The 23,742-nt window shown below is 56.5% G+C and carries 20 protein-coding genes; 2 read left to right on the top strand and 18 right to left on the bottom strand.

What is annotated here, in order from left to right:
• Window positions 1-9 precede the first annotated feature (9 nt).
• The 5 genes from narI to WFO64_RS12260 form a co-directional block, all read right to left on the bottom strand.
• Entirely contained in the window at window positions 10-687 is a 678-nt protein-coding gene (gene narI, locus WFO64_RS12280) for a respiratory nitrate reductase subunit gamma (protein WP_337012042.1), read from the bottom strand.
• Window positions 684-1,412, bottom strand: a complete 729-nt coding sequence (narJ, locus tag WFO64_RS12275) for a nitrate reductase molybdenum cofactor assembly chaperone (protein WP_337012041.1) — start codon at window positions 1,410-1,412, stop codon at window positions 684-686. The genes narI and narJ overlap by 4 nt, the downstream gene beginning before the upstream one ends.
• Window positions 1,409-2,953: a nitrate reductase subunit beta gene (narH, locus tag WFO64_RS12270; RefSeq protein ID WP_337012039.1), complete on the bottom strand. Its 1,545-nt coding sequence runs from the start codon at window positions 2,951-2,953 to the stop codon at window positions 1,409-1,411. The genes narJ and narH overlap by 4 nt, the downstream gene beginning before the upstream one ends.
• Window positions 2,950-6,711 (bottom strand): nitrate reductase subunit alpha, encoded by a 3,762-nt coding sequence (locus WFO64_RS12265; protein WP_337012037.1) that lies wholly within the window; start codon window positions 6,709-6,711, stop codon window positions 2,950-2,952. Before WFO64_RS12265 ends, narH begins: the two co-directional genes overlap by 4 nt.
• A gap of 101 nt (window positions 6,712-6,812) precedes the next feature.
• The gene (locus WFO64_RS12260; protein ID WP_337012035.1) at window positions 6,813-8,204 is read right to left on the bottom strand and encodes a NarK family nitrate/nitrite MFS transporter; all 1,392 of its coding nucleotides are present in this window, start codon (window positions 8,202-8,204) and stop codon (window positions 6,813-6,815) included.
• Window positions 8,205-8,521: 317 nt separating this feature from the next.
• On the opposite strand from WFO64_RS12260, the gene narL reads away from it, so the two are divergent.
• Window positions 8,522-9,169, top strand: a complete 648-nt coding sequence (narL, locus tag WFO64_RS12255) for a two-component system response regulator NarL (RefSeq protein ID WP_337012032.1) — start codon at window positions 8,522-8,524, stop codon at window positions 9,167-9,169.
• Window positions 9,170-9,480: 311 nt separating this feature from the next.
• Entirely contained in the window at window positions 9,481-12,042 is a 2,562-nt protein-coding gene (mutS, locus tag WFO64_RS12250) for a DNA mismatch repair protein MutS (RefSeq protein ID WP_337012030.1), read from the top strand.
• 133 nt (window positions 12,043-12,175) lie between these two features.
• Here mutS and rpoS read toward each other — a convergent pair whose 3' ends face one another.
• The 13 genes from rpoS to cysG all read right to left on the bottom strand — a co-directional run bounded on the left by rpoS (window position 12,176) and on the right by cysG (window position 23,540).
• On the bottom strand, window positions 12,176-13,168 hold the full coding sequence (gene rpoS, locus WFO64_RS12245; RefSeq protein ID WP_003849090.1) for an RNA polymerase sigma factor RpoS: 993 nt from the start codon (window positions 13,166-13,168) through the stop codon (window positions 12,176-12,178).
• Between the two features lie 56 nt (window positions 13,169-13,224).
• A complete protein-coding gene (nlpD, locus tag WFO64_RS12240; protein WP_337012028.1) occupies window positions 13,225-14,325 on the bottom strand; it encodes a murein hydrolase activator NlpD in 1,101 nt (366 codons plus the stop codon).
• A gap of 162 nt (window positions 14,326-14,487) precedes the next feature.
• Window positions 14,488-15,114 (bottom strand): protein-L-isoaspartate(D-aspartate) O-methyltransferase, encoded by a 627-nt coding sequence (locus WFO64_RS12235; RefSeq protein WP_337012026.1) that lies wholly within the window; start codon window positions 15,112-15,114, stop codon window positions 14,488-14,490.
• Window positions 15,108-15,869 (bottom strand): 5'/3'-nucleotidase SurE, encoded by a 762-nt coding sequence (gene surE / locus WFO64_RS12230; protein ID WP_337012024.1) that lies wholly within the window; start codon window positions 15,867-15,869, stop codon window positions 15,108-15,110. The genes WFO64_RS12235 and surE overlap by 7 nt, the downstream gene beginning before the upstream one ends.
• A gap of 191 nt (window positions 15,870-16,060) precedes the next feature.
• Complete coding sequence (gene truD / locus WFO64_RS12225) at window positions 16,061-17,101, bottom strand: tRNA pseudouridine(13) synthase TruD (RefSeq protein ID WP_337012022.1); 1,041 nt, start codon at window positions 17,099-17,101, stop codon at window positions 16,061-16,063.
• Complete coding sequence (ispF, locus tag WFO64_RS12220) at window positions 17,098-17,580, bottom strand: 2-C-methyl-D-erythritol 2,4-cyclodiphosphate synthase (RefSeq protein WP_010248541.1); 483 nt, start codon at window positions 17,578-17,580, stop codon at window positions 17,098-17,100. Before ispF ends, truD begins: the two co-directional genes overlap by 4 nt.
• Entirely contained in the window at window positions 17,580-18,296 is a 717-nt protein-coding gene (ispD, locus tag WFO64_RS12215; protein WP_337012020.1) for a 2-C-methyl-D-erythritol 4-phosphate cytidylyltransferase, read from the bottom strand. The genes ispF and ispD overlap by 1 nt, the downstream gene beginning before the upstream one ends.
• Before the next feature lie 4 nt (window positions 18,297-18,300).
• Window positions 18,301-18,618: a cell division protein FtsB gene (gene ftsB / locus WFO64_RS12210; protein WP_013358867.1), complete on the bottom strand. Its 318-nt coding sequence runs from the start codon at window positions 18,616-18,618 to the stop codon at window positions 18,301-18,303.
• Between the two features lie 169 nt (window positions 18,619-18,787).
• Entirely contained in the window at window positions 18,788-19,108 is a 321-nt protein-coding gene (locus WFO64_RS12205; protein ID WP_337012019.1) for a DUF3561 family protein, read from the bottom strand.
• A gap of 54 nt (window positions 19,109-19,162) precedes the next feature.
• Window positions 19,163-19,768: an adenylyl-sulfate kinase gene (gene cysC / locus WFO64_RS12200; protein ID WP_337012018.1), complete on the bottom strand. Its 606-nt coding sequence runs from the start codon at window positions 19,766-19,768 to the stop codon at window positions 19,163-19,165.
• Complete coding sequence (gene cysN / locus WFO64_RS12195) at window positions 19,768-21,195, bottom strand: sulfate adenylyltransferase subunit CysN (protein ID WP_337012016.1); 1,428 nt, start codon at window positions 21,193-21,195, stop codon at window positions 19,768-19,770. Before cysN ends, cysC begins: the two co-directional genes overlap by 1 nt.
• Before the next feature lie 11 nt (window positions 21,196-21,206).
• Complete coding sequence (cysD, locus tag WFO64_RS12190) at window positions 21,207-22,115, bottom strand: sulfate adenylyltransferase subunit CysD (RefSeq protein ID WP_337012014.1); 909 nt, start codon at window positions 22,113-22,115, stop codon at window positions 21,207-21,209.
• A gap of 9 nt (window positions 22,116-22,124) precedes the next feature.
• Window positions 22,125-23,540 (bottom strand): siroheme synthase CysG, encoded by a 1,416-nt coding sequence (gene cysG, locus WFO64_RS12185; RefSeq protein ID WP_337012012.1) that lies wholly within the window; start codon window positions 23,538-23,540, stop codon window positions 22,125-22,127.
• Window positions 23,541-23,742 lie beyond the last annotated feature (202 nt).

Here is a 23,742-nt window from a genome sequence, read left to right as displayed (position 1 = left end):
ATCGTACGTTTAGCGGCGGTTTCTCACCAACTGATAACGACGGGTCAGATACTCAACCGGCGCGCTCCAGATATGCACCAGACGGCAGAACGGGAACAACAGGAACAGTGTCATTCCCAGCGCCATGTGCACACGATAGATAAACGCAACGCCTTCCAGATGCTGCGAAGCCCCACCGTGGAAGGTCACCACCGCCTGCGCCCAGCCCACCAGCTTCATCATTTCACTGCCGTCCATATGCTGGGCGGAGAAGGGTATGGTCAGCAGGCCCAGCGTGGCCTGAGTCACCAGCAGGGTCAGGATCAGAATATCGCCGACGCTACTGGTCGCCCGCACCCGTGGATTGGTCAGGCGGCGCCTCAGCAGCAGCGCACCGCCTGCCAGGGTCATCACACCGAACAGGCCACCGGCTATCATCGCCAGCCTCTGCTTCACGTCAATCGGCAGGAAGGATTCATACATCCAGTGCGGCGTCAGCATCCCGACGATATGGCCGAAGAAGATACCGATAATGCCGATATGGAAAAGGTTAGAGGCGAGCCGCATCCCTTTTTTATCCAGCATCTGACTGGAACCGGCCCGCCAGCTGTACTGCCCGTAGTCATAGCGCAGCCAGCTCCCCACCAGGAAGACCGTTCCGGCCAGGTAGGGGTAAATATCGAAGAAGAAAGTGTTAATAAAATTCATGCGGATTCTCCTGTGGTGCGTGCCGTCGCCGCGGCGATATCCAGATACTGCGGCGCAACCGCATCGGCGAAGCGACGCTGATGCATCGCCTGCTGCGCCGAGGCACAGCCCTGTTCGCCGAGAAATTTTATCTGCTCCTCTTCCCAGACCGCATCGAGGGCTGCCGGGGTATCGTCACGCGCTTCCTGCGCCGCCTGTGGCTTGAAGGCAGCAGGATCAATCGCGCTACCGGACAGCGTCAGTAACACTGTGAAAAGGTCAGCGTAAGGGCTCTGCCGCGCTTCCAGCCGCGCCGCCAGCAAGGCCAGGATCGGCACGATGTCGTCCAGCCCCTGACGCGCAGCCTCATCGCTTTTATAGGCGAGATATTCCAGATAGAGCGGCAGATAATCGGGCAGTTCTTTGCTGTCCAGCTCCAGACCGTCGGCCCGGTACTGCGTCAGCAGATCAACCATCGCCTGACCGCGATCGCGAGACTCACCATGCACATGTTCAAACAGCAGCAGTGAGGTGGCACGGCCACGATCAAACCCTTCGCAGTAGTCAGCCTGCACGTCCAGTAGTGGCCGGGCGCAGAGCTGATTGATAAAGCGCACCAGCCGTGCGCTTTGCTGCAGGTTGAGTTCACTGGCTGTTTCAAGTGCCGCGATCAGATCCGGATAGTGGTTAAACAGCGCCTCGTCCGGGTAGTCCAGCAGGCGCGACAGAACACGCAGCGTCATCATGAGGCATCCTCCGGATGGACGATTATCTTACTGATGTCGATGGCATCAATTCGGCGGCTGTTGAACAGGTTGAATTTGCTGTCGCTGCCGTGACAGCCATCGCCAAAGCTAAAACCGCAGCCTTTGCTTTGCGGCAAGGCTTCACGCGCCAGCTCGCGATGGCTGGAGGGCACCACAAAGCGATCTTCATAGTTTGCGATCGCCAGATAGCGGTACATCTCCTGCGCCTGCGCTTCGGTCAGGCCGACCTGCTCCAGTGCCCGGATATCATGCTCACCGTCCACGCTCTCTGCGCGCTTGTAATGACGCATCGCCAGCATCCGCTTCAGTGCCAGCAGCACTGGCGCGGTATCACCGGCAGTCAGCAGGTTCGCCAGATATTCAACCGGAATGCGCAGGCTTTCGACATCCGGCAGCACGCCGGCGGGCGCCAGCGCCCCGCTATCTCCCGCTGACTGAATCGGTGACAGCGGCGGCACATACCAGACCATCGGCAGCGTGCGGTATTCCGGGTGAAGCGGCAGCGCTAGCTTCCACTCCATTGCCATTTTGTAGACCGGAGAACGTTGTGCTGCGTCGATCACGCTCTGCGCGACGCCATCTTTCAGCGCCTGCGCGATCACCGCCGGATCGTTGGGATCAAGAAAGATATCCAACTGGCTTTGATAGAGATCTTTCTCATTTTCCGCTGCAGCCGCCTGTTCTATGCGGTTAGCGTCATAGAGCAGCACGCCAAGATAGCGGATACGGCCAACACAGGTTTCTGAACAGACGGTGGGCTGGCCTGCTTCAATACGCGGATAACAGAAAATACATTTTTCTGATTTGCCGCTTTTCCAGTTGAAGTAGATTTTCTTGTAGGGACAGCCGGTGAGGCACATCCGCCAGCCACGACATTTATCCTGATCAATCAGCACGATGCCATCTTCGCCGCGCTTGTAGATCGCGCCACTGGGGCAGGTCGCCACGCACGCCGGGTTGAGGCAGTGCTCACACAGGCGTGGCAGGTACATCATGAAGGTGTGCTCAAACTGGCCGTAAATCTCCTTCTGGATGTTGTCAAAGTTCTTATCCTGTGCGCGTTTGGCAAACTCGCCGCCGAGGATCTCTTCCCAGTTCGGACCATTTTCGATCTTTTTCATCCGCTGACCGGTGATCAGCGAGCGCGGACGTGCGATCGGCTGATGTTTACCGGCAGGCGCAGTGTGCAGATGCTGATAATCAAAATCGAATGGCTCGTAGTAATCGTCCAGCGCGGGTACATCCGGGTTGGCGAAAATCTTCGACAGCAGGCCGACGCGACTGCCCATGCGTGGCTCCAGTTTGCCGTTGATCTTACGGATCCAGCCGCCCTTCCACTTCTGCTGATCTTCCCAGGCGTGCGGATAACCGACGCCAGGTTTGCTTTCGACGTTGTTAAACCAGGCGTACTCCATGCCCTCACGGCTGGTCCAGACATTTTTACAGGTCACCGAGCAGGTGTGGCAGCCGATACATTTGTCGAGGTTCAGCACCATGCCGACCTGTGAACGAATTTTCATCGTTTAACCTCCTGCTGGCTGCCCTGGCAGGCGTCATTACCTTCCCCATCTAACCAGTTAACATTGTTCATTTTTCTTACCACCACGAACTCATCGCGGTTAGATCCCACGGTGCCGTAGTAGTTAAAGCCCCAGGAGAGCTGGGCATAACCGCCAATCATATGGGTCGGTTTCGGGCAGGTTCGCGTCACGGAGTTATGGATCCCGCCGCGCTGGCTGGTGATCTCCGAGCCGGGGATATTCACGATGCGTTCCTGGGCGTGGTACATCATGGTCATACCGGCCGGGATGCGCTGGCTCACAACCGCACGAGCGGTCAGTGCACCATTAGCGTTGAACGCCTCGATCCAGTCGTTATCTACAATGCCCAGCTCGCGGGCGTCATCTTCACTCATCCAGACAATCGGTCCACCCCGTGACAGCGTCAGCATCAGCAGGTTGTCGCTGTAGGTGGAGTGAATGCCCCACTTCTGGTGTGGCGTCAGGAAGTTCAACGCCTTCTCCGGGTTGCCGTTGGGCTTGCTGTTCAGCAACGGCTTTGCCGCACGCGTATCAATGGGCGGACGATAGACCATCAGGCTCTCGCCAAAGGCGCGCATCCACTCATGATCCTGATAGAGCTGCTGGCGGCCGCTCAGGGTACGCCATGGGATCAGCTCATGAACGTTGGTGTAGCAGGCGTTGTAGGAGACATGCTCATCTTCCAGGCCTGACCAGGTCGGGCTGGAGATGATTTTGCGCGGCTGCGCCTGGATATCGCGGAAGCGGATCTTCTCATCTTCTTTGTTCAGTGCCAGATGCGTGTGATCACGGCCGGTAATCGCGCCCAGCGCCTGCCAGGCTTTCACCGCCACCTGGCCATTAGTTTCCGGTGCCAGTGCCAGGATCACTTCGGCCGCATCGATCGCCGTATCGATATTCGGCCGTCCCGCTGCCGGGCCACTGGCTTTGACATAGTTAAGCTGTTTGAGGAACCCGACCTCTTTGCTGGTGTTCCAGCTGATGCCCTTGCCGCCGTTACCCTGAGTTTCCAGCAACGGTCCCAGCGAGGTAAAGCGCTCCCAGGTCGCCGGATAGTCGCGTTCCACCACCATAATATGGGGCGCGGTTTTGCCCGGAATCAGGTCGCACTCGCCTTTTTTCCAGTCTTTCGCTTCAAACGGCTGCGCCAGTTCCGCTGGCGAGTCATGCAACACCGGCAGCGTCACCACGTCAGTTTCAACCCCTAAATGGCCCGGACAAAGATCGGAGAAGGCTTTGGCGATGCCTTTGTAGATCTCCCAGTCACTTTTTGAATCCCAGGCAGGATCGACGGCCGCCGAGAGCGGATGAATAAACGGATGCATATCCGAGGTATTCATATCGTCTTTTTCATACCAGGTCGCCGTTGGCAGCACGACATCGGAGTAGAGACAGGTGCTCGACATCCGGAAGTCGAGTGTCACCACCAGATCCAGTTTGCCTTCGGCACCCTGATCCAGCCACTCTACCTCTTCCGGCTTCACGCGGCCCTGCTGGCCTAAATCTTTACCCTGTATGCCGTTTTCAGTGCCCAGTAAATACTTCAGCATGTACTCATGTCCTTTACCTGATGAGCCGAGCAGGTTAGAGCGCCAGACAAACAGGTTACGCGGGAAGTTCTGCGGATCGTCCGGTTGTTCAGCGGCAAACCGCATAGTGCCCTGCTTCAGGCTCTCCACGGTGTAATCCAGCGGTGACTGACCGGCAGCTTTTGCCTGTGCCGCGATATGCAGCGGGTTGACGTTAAGCTGCGGTGCGGAAGGCAGCCAACCCATGCGTTCAGAACGGACGTTAAAGTCGATCAGGCTGCCGCTGTAGCGGCTTTTATCCGCCAGCGGTGACAGCAATTCGCTGGTGGCCAGGGTTTCATAGCGCCACTGACTGGAGTGGTTATAGAAGAAAGAGGTACTGTTCATCTGGCGTGGCGGACGCTGCCAGTCGAGGCCAAAGGCCAGCGGGGTCCAGCCGGTCTGCGGACGAAGTTTCTCCTGGCCGACATAGTGCGCCCAGCCACCGCCGCTCTGACCGACACAGCCGCAGAAAATCAGCATGTTCATCAGGCCACGGTAGTTCATGTCCATGTGATACCAGTGGTTCATACCGGCACCAACGATGATCATTGAACGGCCACGGGTTTTCTCAGCGTTTTCGGCAAACTCACGGGCAATGCGAATGATGTTCTGACGGGAGACGCCCGTAATCTGCTCCGCCCAGGCCGGGCTGTAGGCTTTTATCTCATCGTAGCTTTGCGCGCAGTTGGCATCGTCAAGACCGCGATCCAGACCGTAGTTCGCCAGGGTCAGATCGTAGACGCTGGTGACCAGCGCTTCACTGCCATCCGCCAGTGGCAGGCGTTTGACCGGCAGTTTATGCAGCAAGATCTCATCCAGCGCGACGCTGTTGAAATGCTCGCTGGTGATGCCGCCAAAGTAAGGGAAACCGACCTCAACCACCTCATCGCGGCTGCCGAGCAGACTGAGCTGCAGATCCACTTCTTTTTGTGACAGGCCGTCGCGCTGCTCCAGGTTCCATTTGCCTTTTTCGCCCCAGCGGAAGCCGATAGATCCCTGCGGCGCAATCAGTTCACCGGTTGCCTGATCCAGCGCCACGGTTTTCCATTCCGGATTATTTTCCTGACCCAGGCCATTTACCAGATCGCTGGCGCGCAACTGACGGCCCGCGGCGTAGTAACCGCCTTCACGTGGCTCCAGCAGCACCAGCATCGGCATGTCGGTATAACGGCGCACGTAGTCGCGGAAATAGCCGACTTCGCGATCAAGATGAAACTCTTTCAGCATCACGTGGCCCATCGCCAGCGCCATCGCGCTGTCTGTCCCCTGCTTCGGGCTCAGCCACTGGTCGCACAGCTTCGCGACTTCGGCATAGTCCGGGGTGATCGCCACCGTCTTTGTGCCTTTATAGCGGACTTCCGTGAAGAAGTGCGCATCCGGGGTGCGGGTCTGCGGCACGTTTGAGCCCCAGGCAATGATATAGGAGGAGTTGTACCAGTCGGCTGATTCCGGCACGTCGGTCTGCTCGCCCCAGGTCATTGGTGACGCAGGCGGCAGATCACAATACCAGTCATAGAAGCTCAGGCAGGTTCCACCAATCAGGGACAGATAACGCGCGCCGGCAGCGTAAGAAACCATCGACATTGCCGGAATCGGCGAGAATCCCATAATACGATCAGGGCCGTAAGTTTTGGCGGTGCAGATGTTCGCGGCGGCGATCATCTCATTAACTTCCTGCCAGCTGGAGCGGACAAAACCACCGCGTCCACGCGCCTGTTTGTAGCTTCTGGCTTTTTCAGGATGGCTGATGATTGACGCCCAGGCGTCCACTGGATCGCTGTGCTGCGCTTTAGCGTCACGCCAGAGCTGAATCAGTTTCTTGCGCATCAGCGGATATTTAAGGCGATTAGCGCTGTAGAGATACCAGGAGTAGCTGGCACCGCGTGGACAGCCACGTGGTTCATGGTTCGGCAGGTCGGGGCGGGTTCGCGGATAGTCGGTCTGCTGGGTCTCCCAGGTGACCAGGCCATTTTTGACATAAATTTTCCAGCTGCATGAGCCGGTACAGTTAACACCGTGGGTAGAGCGCACGATTTTATCGTGCTGCCAGCGGCTGCGGTAGCCATCTTCCCAGTCGCGGTTGTTGTTTAACGTCTGGCCATGCTGGCCGGAAAAGGGTTCAGCCAGCTGTTTGAAATAACGAAATCGATCAAGAAACTTGCTCATGCGGAATACTCCCAAGGGCCTGGTGTGACATCACTCACGCTGCATTCGTGTTGACGCAGAAAATGGTGCATTGCCGGTGCGCCACACCGGCGTTGTCGTTATCAGGCGCGGGCTTTTCGCCCGTAAACCAGCCAGGTCACCGCAATGCAGCAGAGATAAAAAACCAGGAAGATTTTCATCGCACCGGCGGGTGAACCGGTCATGGCGAGCGACAGGCCAAAGGTCTGCGGAATAAAGAAGCCGCCCAGTGCGCCTATGGCGGAGATAAAGCCGAGCGCCGCAGAGGTTTCTGTCGCCGCTTCACGCTGTGCCAGCGCATCGCCGCCGCCCTGGGCTTTGATATGCTCCAGCGTCAGTTTGCGGAAGATCACTGCAATCATCTGGTAGGTAGAGCCGCTGCCCAGACCGGAGGTCAGGAACAGGCCCATAAACACGGCGAAGAAGGCGACGAACGAGCCATCATGTCCGGCACGCGGCAAGGTGAGAAACAGCAGCGCAGCAAACAGCGCCATCAGGATGTAGTTGATTAACGTGACGCGAGTACCGCCAAAGCGGTCAGAAATGATGCCACCGGCTGACCGGGCCAGCGCACCAATAAATGGCCCGAAAAAGGCGTAATGCATGATCTCAACATCAGGAAATTGTGTCCTGGTCAGCATGGCAAAACCGGCAGAGAAACCGATAAATGAACCGAAGGTCGCCAGATAGAGCAGCGCCATGACCCACAGGTGTGGACGTTTCAGCACCGGCAACTGCTCACGTAGCGAGGATTTCACCGCCGCCAGGTCGTTCATGCCGAACCAGGCCGCCAGCGTGCCGATCGCCAGGAACGGCACCCAGATCCAGGACGCGTTTTCCAGCCAGATGCTGTCGCCGGTGACGGTGGTATAACCCACATCGGCAAAACCAAAAATGGCACAGGAGATCGCCAGCGGAGCGACAAACTGCATCACGCTCACGCCGAGATTACCGAGGCCACCGTTGATGCCCAGCGCGCCGCCCTGATGGGCTTTGGGAAAGAAGAAGCTGATGTTACCCATGCTGGAGGCGAAGTTAGCGCCACCAAAACCGCACAGCAGGGAAATCACCATGAAAGTCGTGAATGAGGTCTGGCTGTCCTGTACTGCAAAGCCGAGCCACAGGCAGGGAATAATCAGGATACCGGTGCTGAAGGCAGTCCAGCGGCGTCCCCCAAAGATGGGAATAACAAACGAGTAAGGCACACGCAGCAACGCGCCAGAAACGGACGGCAGCGCGGTTAGTAAAAAGAGCTCCCCGGTGCTGAAGTTAAAGCCGACTTTATTCAGGTTAACCGCGACAGTGCTGAACAACATCCAGACACAGAAGCCCAGCAACAGGCAGAAGACAGAAATCCAGAGGTTACGGCTGGCGATACGTTTACCACGCGCCTGCCAGAACGCGTCGTTTTCCGGTTGCCATTCCTGAATTAACGCGCCGCGTGTCGGGGTTTGTAAAGGGGCGGATTGGGTCATAAATCTCTCATCAGCAGAATAATAATTGTGCATATCCTGCGTATCCGCCCTGGTGGCTTGCTTGATACAAATCAACGGCAATGCGGGTTACTCAGCTGCGGCAATTCCTGACCATCCCATTTAAGTAGGTGGCCTGAAGCAGATAACCCTTATAAATCATACGGTTTAATCGCGGACCCGGAAGCCGTCCGCAAAAGGCCACCTAAATGGAAATAAAGGAGTAGTCCATTGGGGGTATTTAGCGACTCCGCTTCACCGGTAAGATAGGCCTCTCCGCCCGCTCAGGGCTGATGTAGGTGACAGGATCAGGAGCCATTGTGACAGCCGAGAAATTTACTCTCTTATTGATCGACGACCATCCTATGCTGCGTAACGGGCTGAAGCAGCTGATTGCACTGGATGAAAGACTGCAGGTGGTTGCCGAAGCGGGTAATGGCATTGATGGCCTGGCGCTGGCACAGCAGCATGATCCCGACCTGATCCTGCTTGATCTTACTATGCCAGGTATGAACGGACTGGATACCCTGACCCAATTGCGTGAGATAGCCCTTTCTGGCCGGGTGATTGTGTTCAGCGTTTCAGATAATGAAGAGGATGTGGTCAACGCGTTAAAGCGCGGCGCTGAGGGTTACCTGTTGAAAGATATGGAACCGGAAGCCCTGCTGAAAGCGCTGCATCAGGCTGCCGCTGGTCAGGTCGTCCTGAGCGAGGCGTTAACCCCGATTCTGGTCACCCGGTTGCGCGAAGCGCAGCCTGCCCGGACGTGCGACATCAATCAGCTGACCCGGCGCGAACGCGATATCCTGCAACTGATCAGCGACGGCATGACCAACAAAGCTATTGCCCGCAAACTGGCCATCAGCGAAAGCACGGTCAAGGTACACGTCAAATATCTGCTGAAGAAGATGAACCTCAAATCCCGACTTGAAGCCGCTGTCTGGTCGCTACAGAACGGACGGCCCTGAACATTCGTAATCCCTGCTGCGGCGTATTGCTGCCCTACCCCGCCTTAAACTGTTGAAGAAACCGCGAGCCGCCCCGCAGCACTGCGTCAGAGTAATGAGAACAGGCGACTTTTCTATCGCCAGCCGCCGCCACATTTGCCAGGATGCCGGTGAGGTTACATCTGGACAGGATCACGGCGATGCGTCAGGCTGGCATATGCCCTGTCCTATTCGTTATCATCTGATTATCCTGCGCGCCGACGCGAATCCCTTTCGGTTTCATCGGCGTTGACCGCCAGAAATTTACCGCATTAAAGATGAGTTAAAACCTTATGCAAGAGCCAACCGAAAAGGACTTTCCTTCCCATACACCAATGATGCAGCAGTATCTGCGCCTCAAGGCAGAGCATCCTGACATTCTGCTGTTTTATCGTATGGGTGACTTCTATGAGCTGTTTTATGACGACGCCAAACGCGCCTCGCAGCTGCTGGAGATTTCACTCACCAAACGCGGTGCGTCAGCGGGCGAACCGATTCCGATGGCTGGTGTACCTTATCATGCGGTTGAAGGTTATCTGGCTAAACTGGTGCAACTGGGCGAATCCGTTGCCATCTGCGAGCAGATAGGCGATCCGGCACTGAGCAAAGGCCCGGTGGAACGCAAAGTGGTGCGCATCGTTACGCCAGGTACCATCAGTGATGAGGCGCTGTTGCAGGAGCGTCACGATAATCTGCTGGCGGCAATTGTGCAAAGCCCGCGGGGTTTTGGCTACGCCACGCTGGATATCAGCTCAGGCCGTTTTCGCCTCAGCGAACCTGACGATGCTGAAACCATGGCGGCAGAGTTACAGCGCACCAATCCGGCAGAACTGCTCTACCCCGAAGATTTTCAGGCGATGTCGCTGATCGATCAGCGACGCGGCCTGCGCCGCCGCCCATTGTGGGAATTTGAGATTGACACTGCGCGCCAGCAGCTGAACCTGCAGTTCGGCACCCGCGATCTCAATGGCTTCGGCGTGGAAAATGCGCACTCTGGACTGAGTGCGGCGGGCTGCCTGCTGCAATATGTCAAAGATACCCAGCGCACAACACTGCCTCACATCCGCTCGCTGAGCATGGAGCGGCAGCAAGACAGCATTATCATGGATGCCGCCACCCGCCGTAATCTGGAGATTACCCAGAACCTGGCAGGCGGCACCGACAATACCTTAGCCGCCGTGCTGGATAAAACGGTTACCCCGATGGGTAGCCGGATGCTGAAGCGCTGGCTGCATATGCCACTGCGTGACGTGCGTATCATTAACCAGCGCCAGGAGTCGATTGCTGAACTGCAAAATCTCAGCGAGGTTCTGCAACCGGTGCTGCGTCAGGTCGGCGATCTGGAGCGAATCCTGGCTCGCCTGGCACTGCGCACCGCACGTCCGCGCGATCTGGCCCGCATGCGTCACGCGTTTCAGCAGCTGCCGGAACTTAATCAGCGGCTGGCTGATGTTGAAGCACCACAGTTGCAAAAGTTACGCACCCAGATGGGCGAGTTCACCGCGTTACGAGCGCTGCTGGAGCAGGCGGTGATTGAGTCACCGCCGGTACTGATTCGCGATGGCGGAGTGATTGCGCCGGGCTACAACGCCGAGCTGGATGAGTGGCGCGCGCTGGCCGATGGCGCAACCGACTATCTGGACCGGCTGGAGATCCGCGAACGCGAGAAGCTGGGACTGGATACGCTCAAGGTCGGCTTTAACGGCGTACATGGCTATTACATCCAGGTCAGCCGTGGACAGAGCCATCAGGTTCCGATGCACTATGTCCGTCGGCAGACGCTGAAAAACGCGGAACGCTACATCATCCCCGAGCTGAAAGAGTACGAAGACAAAGTACTCACCTCCAAAGGTAAAGCGCTGTCGCTGGAAAAAAGCCTGTATGAAGCCCTGTTCGATCAACTGCTGCCGCACCTTGAAGCGCTGCAGCTGAGCGCCGCGGCGCTGGCCGAGCTGGATGTGTTAAGCAACCTGGCAGAACGCGCCTGGTCATTGAACTATTGCCGTCCGGTGTTGCAGGATAAAGCCGGCATTAAAATCAGCGGCGGTCGCCATCCGGTAGTTGAACAGGTTCTGAAAGAGCCGTTTATTGCTAACCCACTGTCGCTGGCACCCCAACGCAGAATGTTGATTATCACCGGCCCCAACATGGGCGGTAAGAGCACCTATATGCGGCAGGCGGCGCTGATTGCGCTGATGGCATGGATTGGCAGTTTCGTTCCCGCCGATGAAACACTGATTGGTCCGCTGGATCGCATCTTTACCCGCGTCGGTGCTGCTGATGATCTCGCTTCCGGCCGCTCGACCTTTATGGTTGAGATGACCGAAACCGCCAACATCCTGCACAATGCCACCGAAAACAGTCTGGTATTGATGGATGAAATTGGACGCGGAACGTCAACCTATGACGGTCTGTCACTCGCCTGGGCCTGTGCCGAGAATCTGGCAAACCGGATCAAGGCGATGACACTGTTTGCGACTCATTACTTCGAGCTAACAACTCTGCCGGAAAAAATGGAAGGCGTGGTGAACGTCCATCTGGATGCGGTTGAGCATGGTGAGACCATCGCCTTTATGCACAGCGTCCAGGAGGGTGCAGCCAGTAAGAGCTATGGTCTGGCGGTCGCTGCGCTGGCTGGCGTGCCCAAAGAGGTGATTAAGCGGGCGCGCAACAAGCTAAAAGAACTAGAGAACGTTTCAAACCACTCAGCGTCATCAACGGTCGATGGTTCTCAGCTGCCGCTGCTGGTGGAGGAAACCTCGCCTGCGGTAGAGGCGCTTGAGGCGCTGGACCCGGATACGCTGACACCGCGTCAGGCACTTGACTGGATTTATCGTCTTAAATCGCTGGTGTGATGGCACGCCGCACCGCGTTAATGCGCGGTGCGGCGTGGATGTTCATACACAACCGACTTTTCTGCAGACATAAAAAAAGCGATGGTTTTCACCATCGCTTTTTGCATTCTTACTCAGACCATCTTACAGACGGTTATTCACGAAACAGTGCTTCAATGCTGAGGCCCTGCGCCTGCAGGATTTCGCGCAGACGGCGCAAGCCTTCAACCTGAATCTGACGTACACGCTCGCGGGTTAAGCCGATTTCACGACCGACATCCTCAAGAGTTGCCGCTTCGTAGCCCAACAGGCCGAAACGACGAGCCAGCACTTCACGCTGCTTGGCGTTCAGTTCGAACAGCCATTTGACGATGCTTTGTTTCATATCATCGTCTTGCGTGGTGTCTTCCGGGCCGTTGTCTTTCTCATCGGCCAGAATATCCAGCAGCGCTTTTTCAGAATCACCGCCCAATGGCGTATCAACTGAGGTAATGCGTTCGTTAAGACGTAACATGCGGCTTACGTCATCAACCGGTTTATCTAGCTGCTCGGCAATCTCTTCCGCACTCGGCTCATGGTCGAGCTTGTGGGAAAGTTCACGCGCAGTACGCAGATAAACATTCAACTCTTTAACAATATGAATCGGCAGACGAATGGTACGGGTTTGGTTCATGATTGCCCGTTCAATAGTCTGACGAATCCACCAGGTGGCGTACGTTGAGAAACGGAACCCACGCTCAGGGTCAAATTTCTCTACGGCGCGAATCAGGCCGAGGTTACCTTCTTCAATCAGGTCCAGCAGGGCTAAACCACGATTGCTGTAACGACGGGCGATTTTCACCACCAGGCGTAAGTTACTTTCGATCATACGGCGACGGGAAGGGATATCACCCCGCAATGCACGACGAGCGAAGAAAACTTCTTCCTCTGCCGTTAACAACGGAGAATAGCCAATCTCCCCGAGATAGAGCTGCGTCGCGTCTAACACACGTTGCGTCGCACCCTGTGATAGCAACTCTTCTTCCGCTACGTCGCTATCACTGGCTTCGTTTTCAACGAGTGCTTTCTCGTCAAAAATTTCAGCTCCGTTCTCATCGAATTCCGCGTTCTCATGTAACTCGTTTACTTTCAGCGTATTCTGGCTCATAAGCGGCTCCTACCCGTGATTCCAGGGCAGAACATAAAAGGGTTTGTTCTGCCGGATTATCGCTGCGGTAAATAACGCAACGGGTTTACGGATTTCCCCTTGTAACGAATTTCAAAGTGTAATCTGACTGAACTGGTTCCGGTGCTACCCATGGTAGCGATCTTTTGCCCCGCCTTAACTTCCTGTTGCTCCCGAACCAGCATTGTATCGTTGTGGGCGTAGGCACTCAGGTAATCATCGTTGTGTTTAATGATGATTAAATTACCGTACCCCCGGAGTGCATTACCTGCGTAAACCACTCGTCCCGAAGCAGTAGCGACCACAGATTGTCCGCGCGTTCCGGCGATATCGATACCTTTATTGCCACCTTCGGCGGCAGAGAAGTTATCGATAATCTTCCCGTCAGTCGGCCAACGCCAGCTTCCGACCGGCGTTGAACTGTTGGTTGTACTGCTAACCGTTGGGGGTGCGGTAACTACTGGAGCTGTTGTCGTTGCAACATTTGCTCCTTTCGAAGGCAACAATTTGCTGCCACCCGAATTACCTGAATCATCAGAATACGTAATAACAGGTTGCTGTGCAACAGCAGGCGATTTAATTTGTGGCGCCGCCGGAACACCGCCCTGCGTTGCATCAGCAACGGTAATGGGATTACCGCCGGTAATCGGCTGACCAGACCCATTGCTAATCTGTAAAGTTTGCCCGACATTCAGGCTGTAAGGCGCTGCAACGTTGTTACGCTGGGCTAAATCACGGAAATCATTGCCAGTAATCCAGGCAATGTAAAACAGTGTGTCGCCACGCTTAACGGTATAAGTTTCACCGGAATAGCTACCCTTGGGAATATTCTGGTAGCTACGGTTGTACACTATCCGGCCATTCTGCATCTCAACATTACTGTTGGTACTAATCATTCCACCGTTGCTGGGTACAGATGCTGAATTTCTGCTTAACATTTGTCCCTGGGCTGGCGTGGCAGGAATGCCACCTGAACCCGTATCTGCTCCAGCCTGACTATCATTCATGCCGGCGTTATCGCCGACGCGACTGATGGGTGCCTGTGCGTTGTCGCTGGAGCTGCAGCCTGCCAGCCAAAAACCTACCAGTGAAAGCGCCGCCAGACGGCGTAACTGAAAAAGTGTGCTTCCCGTGCTCATTGATCCCCCGTGATGGCAACTCTGATCTATCTGTTTCACTGTACCTGCCAGCGGAATGCTCTGCGTGGCACGATAATTTCTGCGTTTTCGTTGATTAAACTGGATAGTAACAATATCAAGTAGGTGGTGCCATGAAACAGTTGTGAAGGAATACGAAGAGAGTCAGGCCAGATCGCCCTGTACCAGCGGGACAAAACGCACCGGCTCAATAGTCTCTTCTGTTACCTCTTCGCCCTGACGACGCAGGCGCTTAAGTACCTGCTGATCTTCGCCAACCGGCAGCACCATAATGCCGCCTTCTGCCAGTTGTGCTATCAGCGCAATCGGAATTTCCGGTGGTGCGGCTGTCACAATAATGGCATCGAAGGGACCACGTGAAGGCCAGCCCTGCCAGCCATCGCCATGACGGGTAGAGACATTATGCAGATCCAATTGTTTAAGGCGGCGCTTGGCCTGCCATTGCAGTCCTTTGATGCGTTCCACTGAATAAACATGATCTACCAGATGGGCAAGAATCGCCGTCTGGTAACCTGAACCCGTACCAATCTCGAGTACACGTGAATGCGGATTAAGCCCAAGCAGCGCGGTCATCCGCGCGACCATGTAGGGTTGTGATATCGTCTGACCGGAGCCGATAGGCAAGGCAACATTGTCCCAGGCTTTATGCTCGAAGGCTTCGTCGATAAAACGTTCGCGTGGCACCTCGCTAATGGCTTTCAGCAGGTTGTCATCATCAATGCCCTGCTGACGCAGTTGTGACAGCAACGTCTCAATACGCCGATTCACCATGCCAGGTTCACCTCAGCTTTAGCCAGCCAGTCACTGAGCACGTTCTGCGCGCTGTGCGCCGTTAAATCGACATGCAGCGCCGTGACAGAAACGAAGCCCTGATCCACGGCGGCGAAGTCCGTATCCGGGCCTGCATCCAGTTTTTCACCTGGTGGACCAATCCAATAGAGTGTATTGCCGCGGGGATCTTGCTGCGCAATCACCTGATCCGCAGGATGGCGGCTGCCACAGCGCGTCACGCGGATACCTTTGAGTTCGGCCAGCGGCAGATCGGGTACATTAATATTGAGAATGCGGCCGGTGCGCAGCGGTTCATGCGTCAGCGCCCTGAGAATAGCGCAGGTCACAGCCGCTGCGGTGGCGTAGTGTTGATGGCCATTCAGCGAAACTGCGATTGCCGGTAAGCCAAGATGCCGCCCTTCCATCGCTGCCGCCACCGTGCCGGAGTAGATCACATCATCGCCCAGATTGGGGCCAGCATTGATACCTGACACCACAATGTCGGGACGTGGCTGCATGAGTGCATTCACCCCCAGATAGACACAATCGGTCGGGGTGCCCATCTGAACCGCGATATCACCGTTTTCATAGGTGAAGGTGCGCAGGGGCGTTTCCAGCGTTAATGAGTTCGAGGCACCGCTTCGGTTACGATCGGGGGCAACCACCTGCACGTCAGCAATCTGCCGCAGGGCTTTCGCCAGAGTCTGAATACCTGGTGCATGAATGCCGTCATCGTTGCTGAGCAATATCCGCATTTCGTTCTGACCTTTTTTTATTCGACTGGTCGCCGTGACTGAACCTGTTTTAACGGCATGGCAACAGGTGAGGAATGGACAGCGATTTTTGCATTCTAGCGAGGCGCGCAAGGAAGTGGTAGGCGTAAATCACACGACGGTGGGGGTTTGCCACAACATTATCCACACTGCGGGTAATGTTGCGACAAAGATTACTCATCAGGCTGATCGGGCGACTCTGCGTGAGTCAGCAGTTCCCGGACTACGCTGGTGGCAAAGCTGCCCGCGGGCAGCCAGAACGCCAGTTCCAGCGTAACGTCATCCCACCAGCTCCACTGCATATCGCGCGGCACCACCAGCATAGCGCGGCGTGCTGCATCGACCTTCTCTCGTTCAATCAGTCCGGGCAGCAGCGTGTCATCAGCCAGCGTCTGCTGTTCAAAAGCCAGCGCGTCAGCCTGCGGGCCCGGTTCGCCGCCTCCCGGTAGCGGCGCGGTGATGCGCAGCTCATGCTGATCAACCCGGCGCTGTGATTCAGCCAGTTCTTCAGGCTGTGCGACAAACCAGCTGCCTCGCCCGGTCAGCTGCAACGCATCGCCGTTAAGCACCTGAGTCAGTCCGCCCTGCTGTTGCAAACGCGCACTGGTCACCTGATTAAACAGCGCACTGCGCGCGGCAGAGAGCATCAGGCTGCGCTTGTTGCGGTCGCGTATGATGATCTCATTGCGCGCCCACTTCTCTGCCATCACCAGGTTGTTGCCACCGCGACCAAAACGCTGTTCACCAAAATAGTTCGGCACGCCCGCATCGCGAATCTGCGCCAGACGCGTTTCAACCGCATCACGGTCACTGATCTGACGGATGATCAGACGGAACGCATTCCCCGCCAGTGCGCCAATGCGTAGCTTACGTTTGTGGCGCACCGCCTGCAGGATCTCGACCCCTTCCAGCGCGAAACCGCGCAGATCGGGCATTGCATTACCTGGTAAGCGAAAACAGAGGGTCTGTTCAGTCACGGCATGGCGGTCTTTCATTCCGGCATAACTCATGTCGCGCTGATGAACACCGAGGTACTTAGCCAGCGCCTCAGCCACAAAGCGGGTATTCGCCCCCACTTTACGGATACGCACCAGCAGGTGCTCACCTTCACCATCCGCGCCATAACCGAGATCTTCCACCACCACGAAATCTTCCGGATTGGCTTTGATCACGCCGGTGGCCGCGGGCGTGCCGTGCAGGTAATTCAGAATCATTGGCTATCCGCTTTCAGTACTAACGCCACCGCTTCACAGGCGATGCCTTCACCACGCCCGGTAAAGCCGAGCTTCTCGGTGGTGGTCGCTTTAACGTTAACCGCATCCATGTGGCAGCCCAGATCTTCTGCGATGTTGATTCGCATCTGCGGCACGTGCGGCAGCATTTTCGGTGCCTGCGCAATAATCGTGACGTCGACGTTCCCGATGCGATAGCCTTTGGCTTCGATACGACGCCAGGCCTCACGCAGCAGGCCCCGGCTATCTGCCCCTTTAAAGGCCGGATCGGTGTCAGGAAACAGCTTGCCGATATCGCCCATCGCCACTGCGCCCAGCAGCGCGTCAGTCAGCGCATGCAGCGCCACATCGCCATCCGAATGGGCGATAAAACCCTGCTCAAACGGGATCCGCACACCGCCAATCACTAACGGACCTTCTCCGCCAAAGGCGTGAACGTCAAAACCGTGACCGATACGCATCATGCGCTCTCCTTTAATTGAATCTGACTCAGATAAAAAGCCGCCAGCGCCAGATCTTCTGGCCGGGTGACTTTGATGTTATCACTGCGTCCGCTGACCAGCAGCGGATGGTAGCCGCAATACTCCAGCGCCGAGGCTTCATCGGTGATGGTTGCGCCTTCCGCCAGCGCCCGCGTCAGGCAGGCGGTGAGCAGCGCATGCGGAAAAAATTGCGGCGTCAAAGCGTGCCAGAGATCGTCGCGCTCTACGGTATGGGCCACTGCGGCTTTGCCCGGCTCGCCCCGTTTCATGGTATCGCGCACGGGCGCAGCCAGAATCCCGCCCACGTGGCTCTGTTGACGCACGTTGAGCAGTTGCTGAAGATCGTCGGGATGCAGACAGGGACGCGCAGCGTCATGGACCAGCACCCAGGCTGAACCCTGCGCGGCCTGCAATCCGGCCAGCACCGATTCGGCGCGCGTCTCTCCGCCTGTCACCCTGAGCACGCGCGGATCGCGTGCCAGCGGCAGTGAAGCGAAGTGCTGGTCATCAGGGCTGAGGGCAACAATAACCTGTTTGATGGCGGGATGGGAAAACAGACGCGCAATGCTGTGTTCCAGAAGGGTGTGCTGACCAATCGTCAGATACTGCTTAGGACAGGTTGCCTGCATGCGGCTGCCGATCCCGGCAGCGGGCACCACGGCAATCACATCCGCAAGGGAGGCCAGAGTGTTCATGTTTTTATCGTTGTTGGTTTTGCGCAGCTTGTTGCGCGTTGCGTTTGTTCTGGTCAGGCACCAGGCGATAGAAAGTCTCACCAGGCTTAATCATGCCCAGTTCATTGCGTGCACGCTCCTCGATCGCTTCCGAGCCGCCATTGAGATCGTCAATTTCGGCAAACAGCTGATCGTTTCGCGATTTCAGTTTGGCATTGTTTGCCTGTTGCACCGCGACATCATCATTGACGCGCGTATAGTCATGGATGCCATTTTTCCCCAGCCACAACGAATATTGCAGCCAGCCAAGCAGCACCAATAACAGTAACGTCAGTTTTCCCATCCCGCCCCCTAAAAACGGCCCAATCATCCCATAACTTTGCACAGGACTCCACACCAGCCGAGAAAATGGCGTGCTTTGCTGCGCGTGTGCGCAATCAGTACCGATTCTGACGGGAAAAGATTTGTAACCTGCCGATGCGTTTGCACATCAGCACGGGCGCAGTGACGGCTTACCAGCCGGAGAGAAATGAGAACATTAACCAGAAGAGCGTGACCACCATAATCACTGTGGCGAGCGCGGCCCAGAGCCACTGTCCGCTGAGCAGTGTATTCAGTGCAATACCTGTGACCACGGCAACCGGCAGCAGCGCCAGAAAGAATGGCCAGGTATAAAGAAAGAAGAACAGCGTGTTAGAGCCGAACAGCAGGAAAGGGAACGCCAACGCGCACCCGTAAGCGAGAAAGCCGATAACGCCGCCCGGCAGCAGTGAGCGCGGTTCATCCGGGGCGGAGTCATCTTTACGAATGAGCATTGGGGTAATGTTCTGCATAGGCATCCTGTTGGCGCGAGGGCGGCAAACCAGAAACCATTTGCCGCTGTCTCTTCAGGATTTAATGATATCGCGGTCACGCAGCAGGTCTAACAATTGGGCGGCTACTTTTGTAACCAATTGTTCGCCATCCAGCTGGATTTCCGGACTATCCGGCGCCTCATAGACACTGTCGATGCCGGTGAAATTACGCAGCTCACCGGCGCGCGCTTTGCGATATAACCCTTTCGGATCGCGCGCTTCACACACGGCTAATGGCGTATCGACAAACACCTCAATAAACTGCCCTGGCTCCAGCAGGTCGCGCACCATCTGACGCTCGGCGCGATGCGGCGAAATAAAGGCGGTGAGCACCACGAGCCCGGCATCCACCATCAGTTTCGCCACTTCACCGACCCGACGAATGTTCTCTTTGCGGTCGTCATCGCTGAAACCGAGGTCACGGCACAAGCCGTGGCGCACATTGTCGCCATCCAGCAGATAGGTGCTGACACCAATGCGGTGCAGCGCCTGCTCCAGCGCGCCTGCGACCGTGGATTTCCCCGAGCCTGAAAGCCCGGTGAACCACAGCACCACGCCCTGATGGCCGTGCTGCTTTTCGCGTGAGGCGCGTGTTACCGGATGGTCATGCCACACCACGTTATCATCGTGCAGAGCCATTATTGACCGCCCAGCAGGTCGCGCGCGTTCCAGTGTGGGAAGTGACGGCGCACCAGCGCATTCAATTCCAGCTCAAATGCGCTGAACTCGCCGGTGTGAACCGGGGCATCCTGGTTTGGCTGATGGATCATGCCGGCACCCACGGTGACATTGCTCAGGCGATCGATAAAGATCATGCCGCCGGTCACCGGATTCTGCTGATAGCTGTCGAGCACCATCGGTTCATCAAAGGTTACCTCTATGCGACCGATTCCGTTCAGCGGCAGCGTATCGACCTGACGCGTTTCCAGCGAATTAATCTCGACCTGATGCAGCACCTTCTCTACCCGGCCACGGGTTTTCTTACCGGCGATTTTCAGGTCATAGCTCTGACCAGCCTGCAGCGGCTGTTCCGCCATCCACACCACGTCAACGCTGGCAGATTGCACCGCAGACAGCGCTTCGCTGGCATCCACCAGCAGATCGCCACGGCTGATATCAATCTCATCCTGCAGCACCAGGGTGATCGCTTCGCCTGCCCCCGCTTCCTGCAGATCGCCATCAAAAGTCACGATGCGGGCAATGGTCGACTCCACGCCAGAGGGCAGCACTTTAACCCGCTGGCCTACCTGCACGCTGCCTGACGCCAGGGTACCGGCATAGCCACGGAAATCCAGGTTAGGACGGTTAACATATTGCACCGGGAAACGCATCGGCTGATGATCGACTACACGCTTCAGCGCCACGTTTTCCAGCACATCCAGCAGTGTCGGGCCGCTGTACCACGGCATGGTCTGACTGGCGGAGGCAACGTTATCCCCTTCCAGCGCCGACATCGGTACAAAGCGGATATCAAGGTCTGCAGGCAGCTGGGCAGCAAAATCGAGGTAATCCTGTTTGATCTGCTCAAAGCGCGCCTGATCGTATTCCACCAGATCCATCTTATTGATCGCCACTACCAGGTGTTTGATCCCCAGCAGCGTCGAGATAAAGCTGTGGCGGCGGGTCTGATCCAGCACGCCCTTACGGGCATCGATCAGCAGGATCGCCAGATCGCAGGTTGATGCGCCAGTCGCCATGTTGCGGGTGTACTGCTCATGTCCCGGCGTGTCAGCGATAATAAATTTTCGCTTTTCGGTCGAGAAATAGCGGTAAGCGACATCAATAGTAATGCCCTGCTCACGCTCAGCCTGCAGGCCATCTACCAGCAGCGCCAGATCGAGCTTCTCGCCCTGCGTGCCGTGACGTTTGCTGTCGTTGTGCAGCGATGAAAGCTGATCTTCATAGATCTGTCGGGTGTCGTGCAACAAACGTCCAATCAGGGTACTTTTTCCGTCATCAACGCTGCCGCAGGTCAGAAAACGCAACAGGCTCTTATGCTGTTGGGTGGTGAGCCAGGCTTCAACGCCGCCCTGGTCGGCAATCTGTTGTGCAATTACAGTATTCATCTGGCGTCTCCTTAGAAATAACCCTGACGTTTTTTCAGTTCCATCGAGCCGGACTGATCGCGGTCGATCATGCGGCCCTGACGCTCGCTGGTGGTGGAAACCAGCATCTCTTCAATGATCGCCGGCAGCGTCTGCGCCCCGGACTCTACCGCGCCAGTCAGTGGCCAGCAGCCGAGCGTACGGAAACGAACCATCCGTTCGGTGATCTCTTCACCCGGCTGCAGGTTGATGCGATCGTCATCAATCATCATCAGCATGCCATCACGCTCCAGCACCGGACGTGGCGCAGCGAGATAGAGCGGCACGATCTCGATGTTTTCCAGGAAGATGTACTGCCAGATATCCAGTTCCGTCCAGTTCGACAGCGGGAAGACGCGAATGCTTTCACCCTTGTTGATCTGGCCGTTGTAGTTGTGCCACAGCTCAGGGCGCTGGTTTTTTGGGTCCCAGCGATGGAAACGATCACGAAATGAATAAATACGCTCTTTGGCACGTGACTTCTCTTCATCACGGCGTGCGCCGCCAAAAGCGGCATCAAAACCATATTTGTTCAGCGCCTGCTTCAGCCCTTCGGTTTTCATGATGTCAGTGTGTTTGGCACTACCATGGACAAAGGGGTTAATCCCCATCGCCACGCCTTCGGGATTGCGATGAACCAGCAACTCTGCGCCCATCGCTTTCACGGTGCGGTCACGAAACTCGTACATTTCACGGAATTTCCAGCCGGTATCCACATGCAGTAACGGGAACGGCAGCGTACCTGGGTAAAAAGCTTTACGCGCCAGATGCAGCATGACCGACGAGTCTTTGCCGATGGAGTACATCATCACCGGGTTGCTGAACTCCGCCGCCACTTCGCGAATGATATGGATACTCTCCGCCTCCAGTTGACGCAGATGAGTGAGTCGTTTTTGGTCCATGATTTTCCCTCAAGCCAGATTGACAACGGCGGACTCGCGAGCCCCCTGCTGTGCTGAATGTTTAAACCAGGCGAGTTGCCCGTGCAGATTAACCACTTCTCCGATCACCAGCAGCGCCGGAGTGGGTGCCGAGGCGGCCAGCGCCTCGAGTTGTTCTAAGGTGCCAGTCAGCACCTGTTGATCCTGGCGGGTGCCGCGACTGATCACCGCGACCGGCGTCAACGCCGCGCGACCATGCTGAATCAGCGCCTCGCTGATGGCAGCCGCTTTAACCGTGCCCATGTAGATCGCCAGCGTCTGGCGCGCGCGCGCCAGCGATGGCCAGTCAATATCATCGCCATCGGGACGGCAGTGACCGGTAATAAACATCACGCTCTGCGCGTAATCACGGTGCGTCAGCGGAATACCGGCATAGGCAGTGGCACCGGCAGCTGCGGTGACACCGGGCACCACCTGGAACGGAATACCCGCCTGCTGCGCCGCCTGCAGCTCTTCACCGCCCCGGCCAAAGATAAAGGGATCGCCGCCCTTGAGGCGGACTACCCGCTTGCCTTTAAGCGCCAGCGCGACCAGCATCTGATTGGTTTCTTCCTGCGGCACCGAATGCGCACCCGCCCGTTTGCCGACGCAGATGCGATCGGCATCGCGGCGCACCAGCTCCAGCACCTCATCACTGACCAAATGGTCATAGAGCACCACATCGGCTAACTGCATTACCTGCAAACCACGCAGCGTCAGCAGGCCGCTGTCGCCCGGCCCGGCCCCCACCAGAAAGATCTCGCCCTGACGGGTCGGCTCTTCCAGCAGTTCACGGTCAAGTGTGCGTTTCGCCTCATCGACATTACCGGCTGACATCTGACTGGCGAACAGACCATCAAAGGCCCGCTCCCAGAAACGGCGACGGTCAGACATGCGGCTGAAGCGTTGTTTGACTTTATCGCGCCAGAGTCCGGCGACCTCAGCCATCTGGCCCAGGCTCGCGGGTAGCAACGTTTCAAGCTTTTCACGCAGCATCCGTGCCAGCACCGGTGCGGTGCCACTGGAAGAGATCGCTACCACCAGCGGTGAGCGGTCAACAATCGAAGGGAAGATAAAGCTGCATTTGGGCTGGTCATCCACCACGTTGACCAGCTTCTGCCGCGCATTAGCGGCTTCAAAAACCTGGGCGTTGAGATGATTGTCGTCGGTGGCGGCAATCACCAGGAAAACGCTATCCAGCTGGGCCGGATCAAACGCGGTCGCCAGCCACTCCAGCTGCTGGTTATCCAGCAATGCCTGCAGTTCCGGGCAGAGTTCACGTGCGGCGATCTGAACGCGCGCACGCGCACGACGCAGCAGTTCAATTTTTCGCGCCGCAATATCTCCACCGCCGACAACCAGAACCGGGCGGCCAGAAAGATCGGCAAAAAGAGGCAGATAGTCCACGTTAACCTTGATGTTTTAACTTTGTATTAACGCGACTATACGTTGCTGAGTTTATCCAGATGAAATTACGAATTGGAATGAGTAGTTACCGAATGGAATAACAACGCCGTAAAGCACAGAACAATTTCTTCTTAACGGATGAAATTTAATGGCTTTTTCGTGAACAGGCTCACATATTTAAGACCGTGCCTGCAGCAGCAAA

It is taken from the genome of Pantoea sp. AS142 (assembly GCF_037152305.1).
GTDB lineage: Bacteria > Pseudomonadota > Gammaproteobacteria > Enterobacterales > Enterobacteriaceae > Pantoea.
The sequence above is the reverse complement of the archived record's forward strand: the minus strand, read 5'-3'. Positions and strand labels throughout refer to the sequence as shown.

Bases quoted from the DNA above. Each gene is read 5' to 3' on its own strand.
- WFO64_RS12205 (WP_337012019.1), bottom strand. From the start codon at position 19,108: ATGCAGAACATTACCCCAATGCTCATTCGTAAAGATGACTCCGCCCCG.
- mutS (WP_337012030.1), top strand. From the start codon at position 9,481: ATGCAAGAGCCAACCGAAAAGGACTTTCCTTCCCATACACCAATGATG.
- cysD (WP_337012014.1), bottom strand. From the start codon at position 22,115: ATGGACCAAAAACGACTCACTCATCTGCGTCAACTGGAGGCGGAGAGT.
- WFO64_RS12235 (WP_337012026.1), bottom strand. From the start codon at position 15,114: ATGGTGAATCGGCGTATTGAGACGTTGCTGTCACAACTGCGTCAGCAG.
- cysC (WP_337012018.1), bottom strand. From the start codon at position 19,768: ATGGCTCTGCACGATGATAACGTGGTGTGGCATGACCATCCGGTAACA.
- nlpD (WP_337012028.1), bottom strand. From the start codon at position 14,325: ATGAGCACGGGAAGCACACTTTTTCAGTTACGCCGTCTGGCGGCGCTT.
- WFO64_RS12265 (WP_337012037.1), bottom strand. From the start codon at position 6,711: ATGAGCAAGTTTCTTGATCGATTTCGTTATTTCAAACAGCTGGCTGAA.
- surE (WP_337012024.1), bottom strand. From the start codon at position 15,869: ATGCGGATATTGCTCAGCAACGATGACGGCATTCATGCACCAGGTATT.
- ftsB (WP_013358867.1), bottom strand. From the start codon at position 18,618: ATGGGAAAACTGACGTTACTGTTATTGGTGCTGCTTGGCTGGCTGCAA.
- ispF (WP_010248541.1), bottom strand. From the start codon at position 17,580: ATGCGTATCGGTCACGGTTTTGACGTTCACGCCTTTGGCGGAGAAGGT.
- WFO64_RS12260 (WP_337012035.1), bottom strand. From the start codon at position 8,204: ATGACCCAATCCGCCCCTTTACAAACCCCGACACGCGGCGCGTTAATT.
- rpoS (WP_003849090.1), bottom strand. From the start codon at position 13,168: ATGAGCCAGAATACGCTGAAAGTAAACGAGTTACATGAGAACGCGGAA.
- narH (WP_337012039.1), bottom strand. From the start codon at position 2,953: ATGAAAATTCGTTCACAGGTCGGCATGGTGCTGAACCTCGACAAATGT.
- narI (WP_337012042.1), bottom strand. From the start codon at position 687: ATGAATTTTATTAACACTTTCTTCTTCGATATTTACCCCTACCTGGCC.
- truD (WP_337012022.1), bottom strand. From the start codon at position 17,101: ATGATTCTGAATTACCTGCACGGCACGCCCGCGGCCACCGGCGTGATC.
- narJ (WP_337012041.1), bottom strand. From the start codon at position 1,412: ATGATGACGCTGCGTGTTCTGTCGCGCCTGCTGGACTACCCGGACGAG.
- ispD (WP_337012020.1), bottom strand. From the start codon at position 18,296: ATGAACACTCTGGCCTCCCTTGCGGATGTGATTGCCGTGGTGCCCGCT.
- cysN (WP_337012016.1), bottom strand. From the start codon at position 21,195: ATGAATACTGTAATTGCACAACAGATTGCCGACCAGGGCGGCGTTGAA.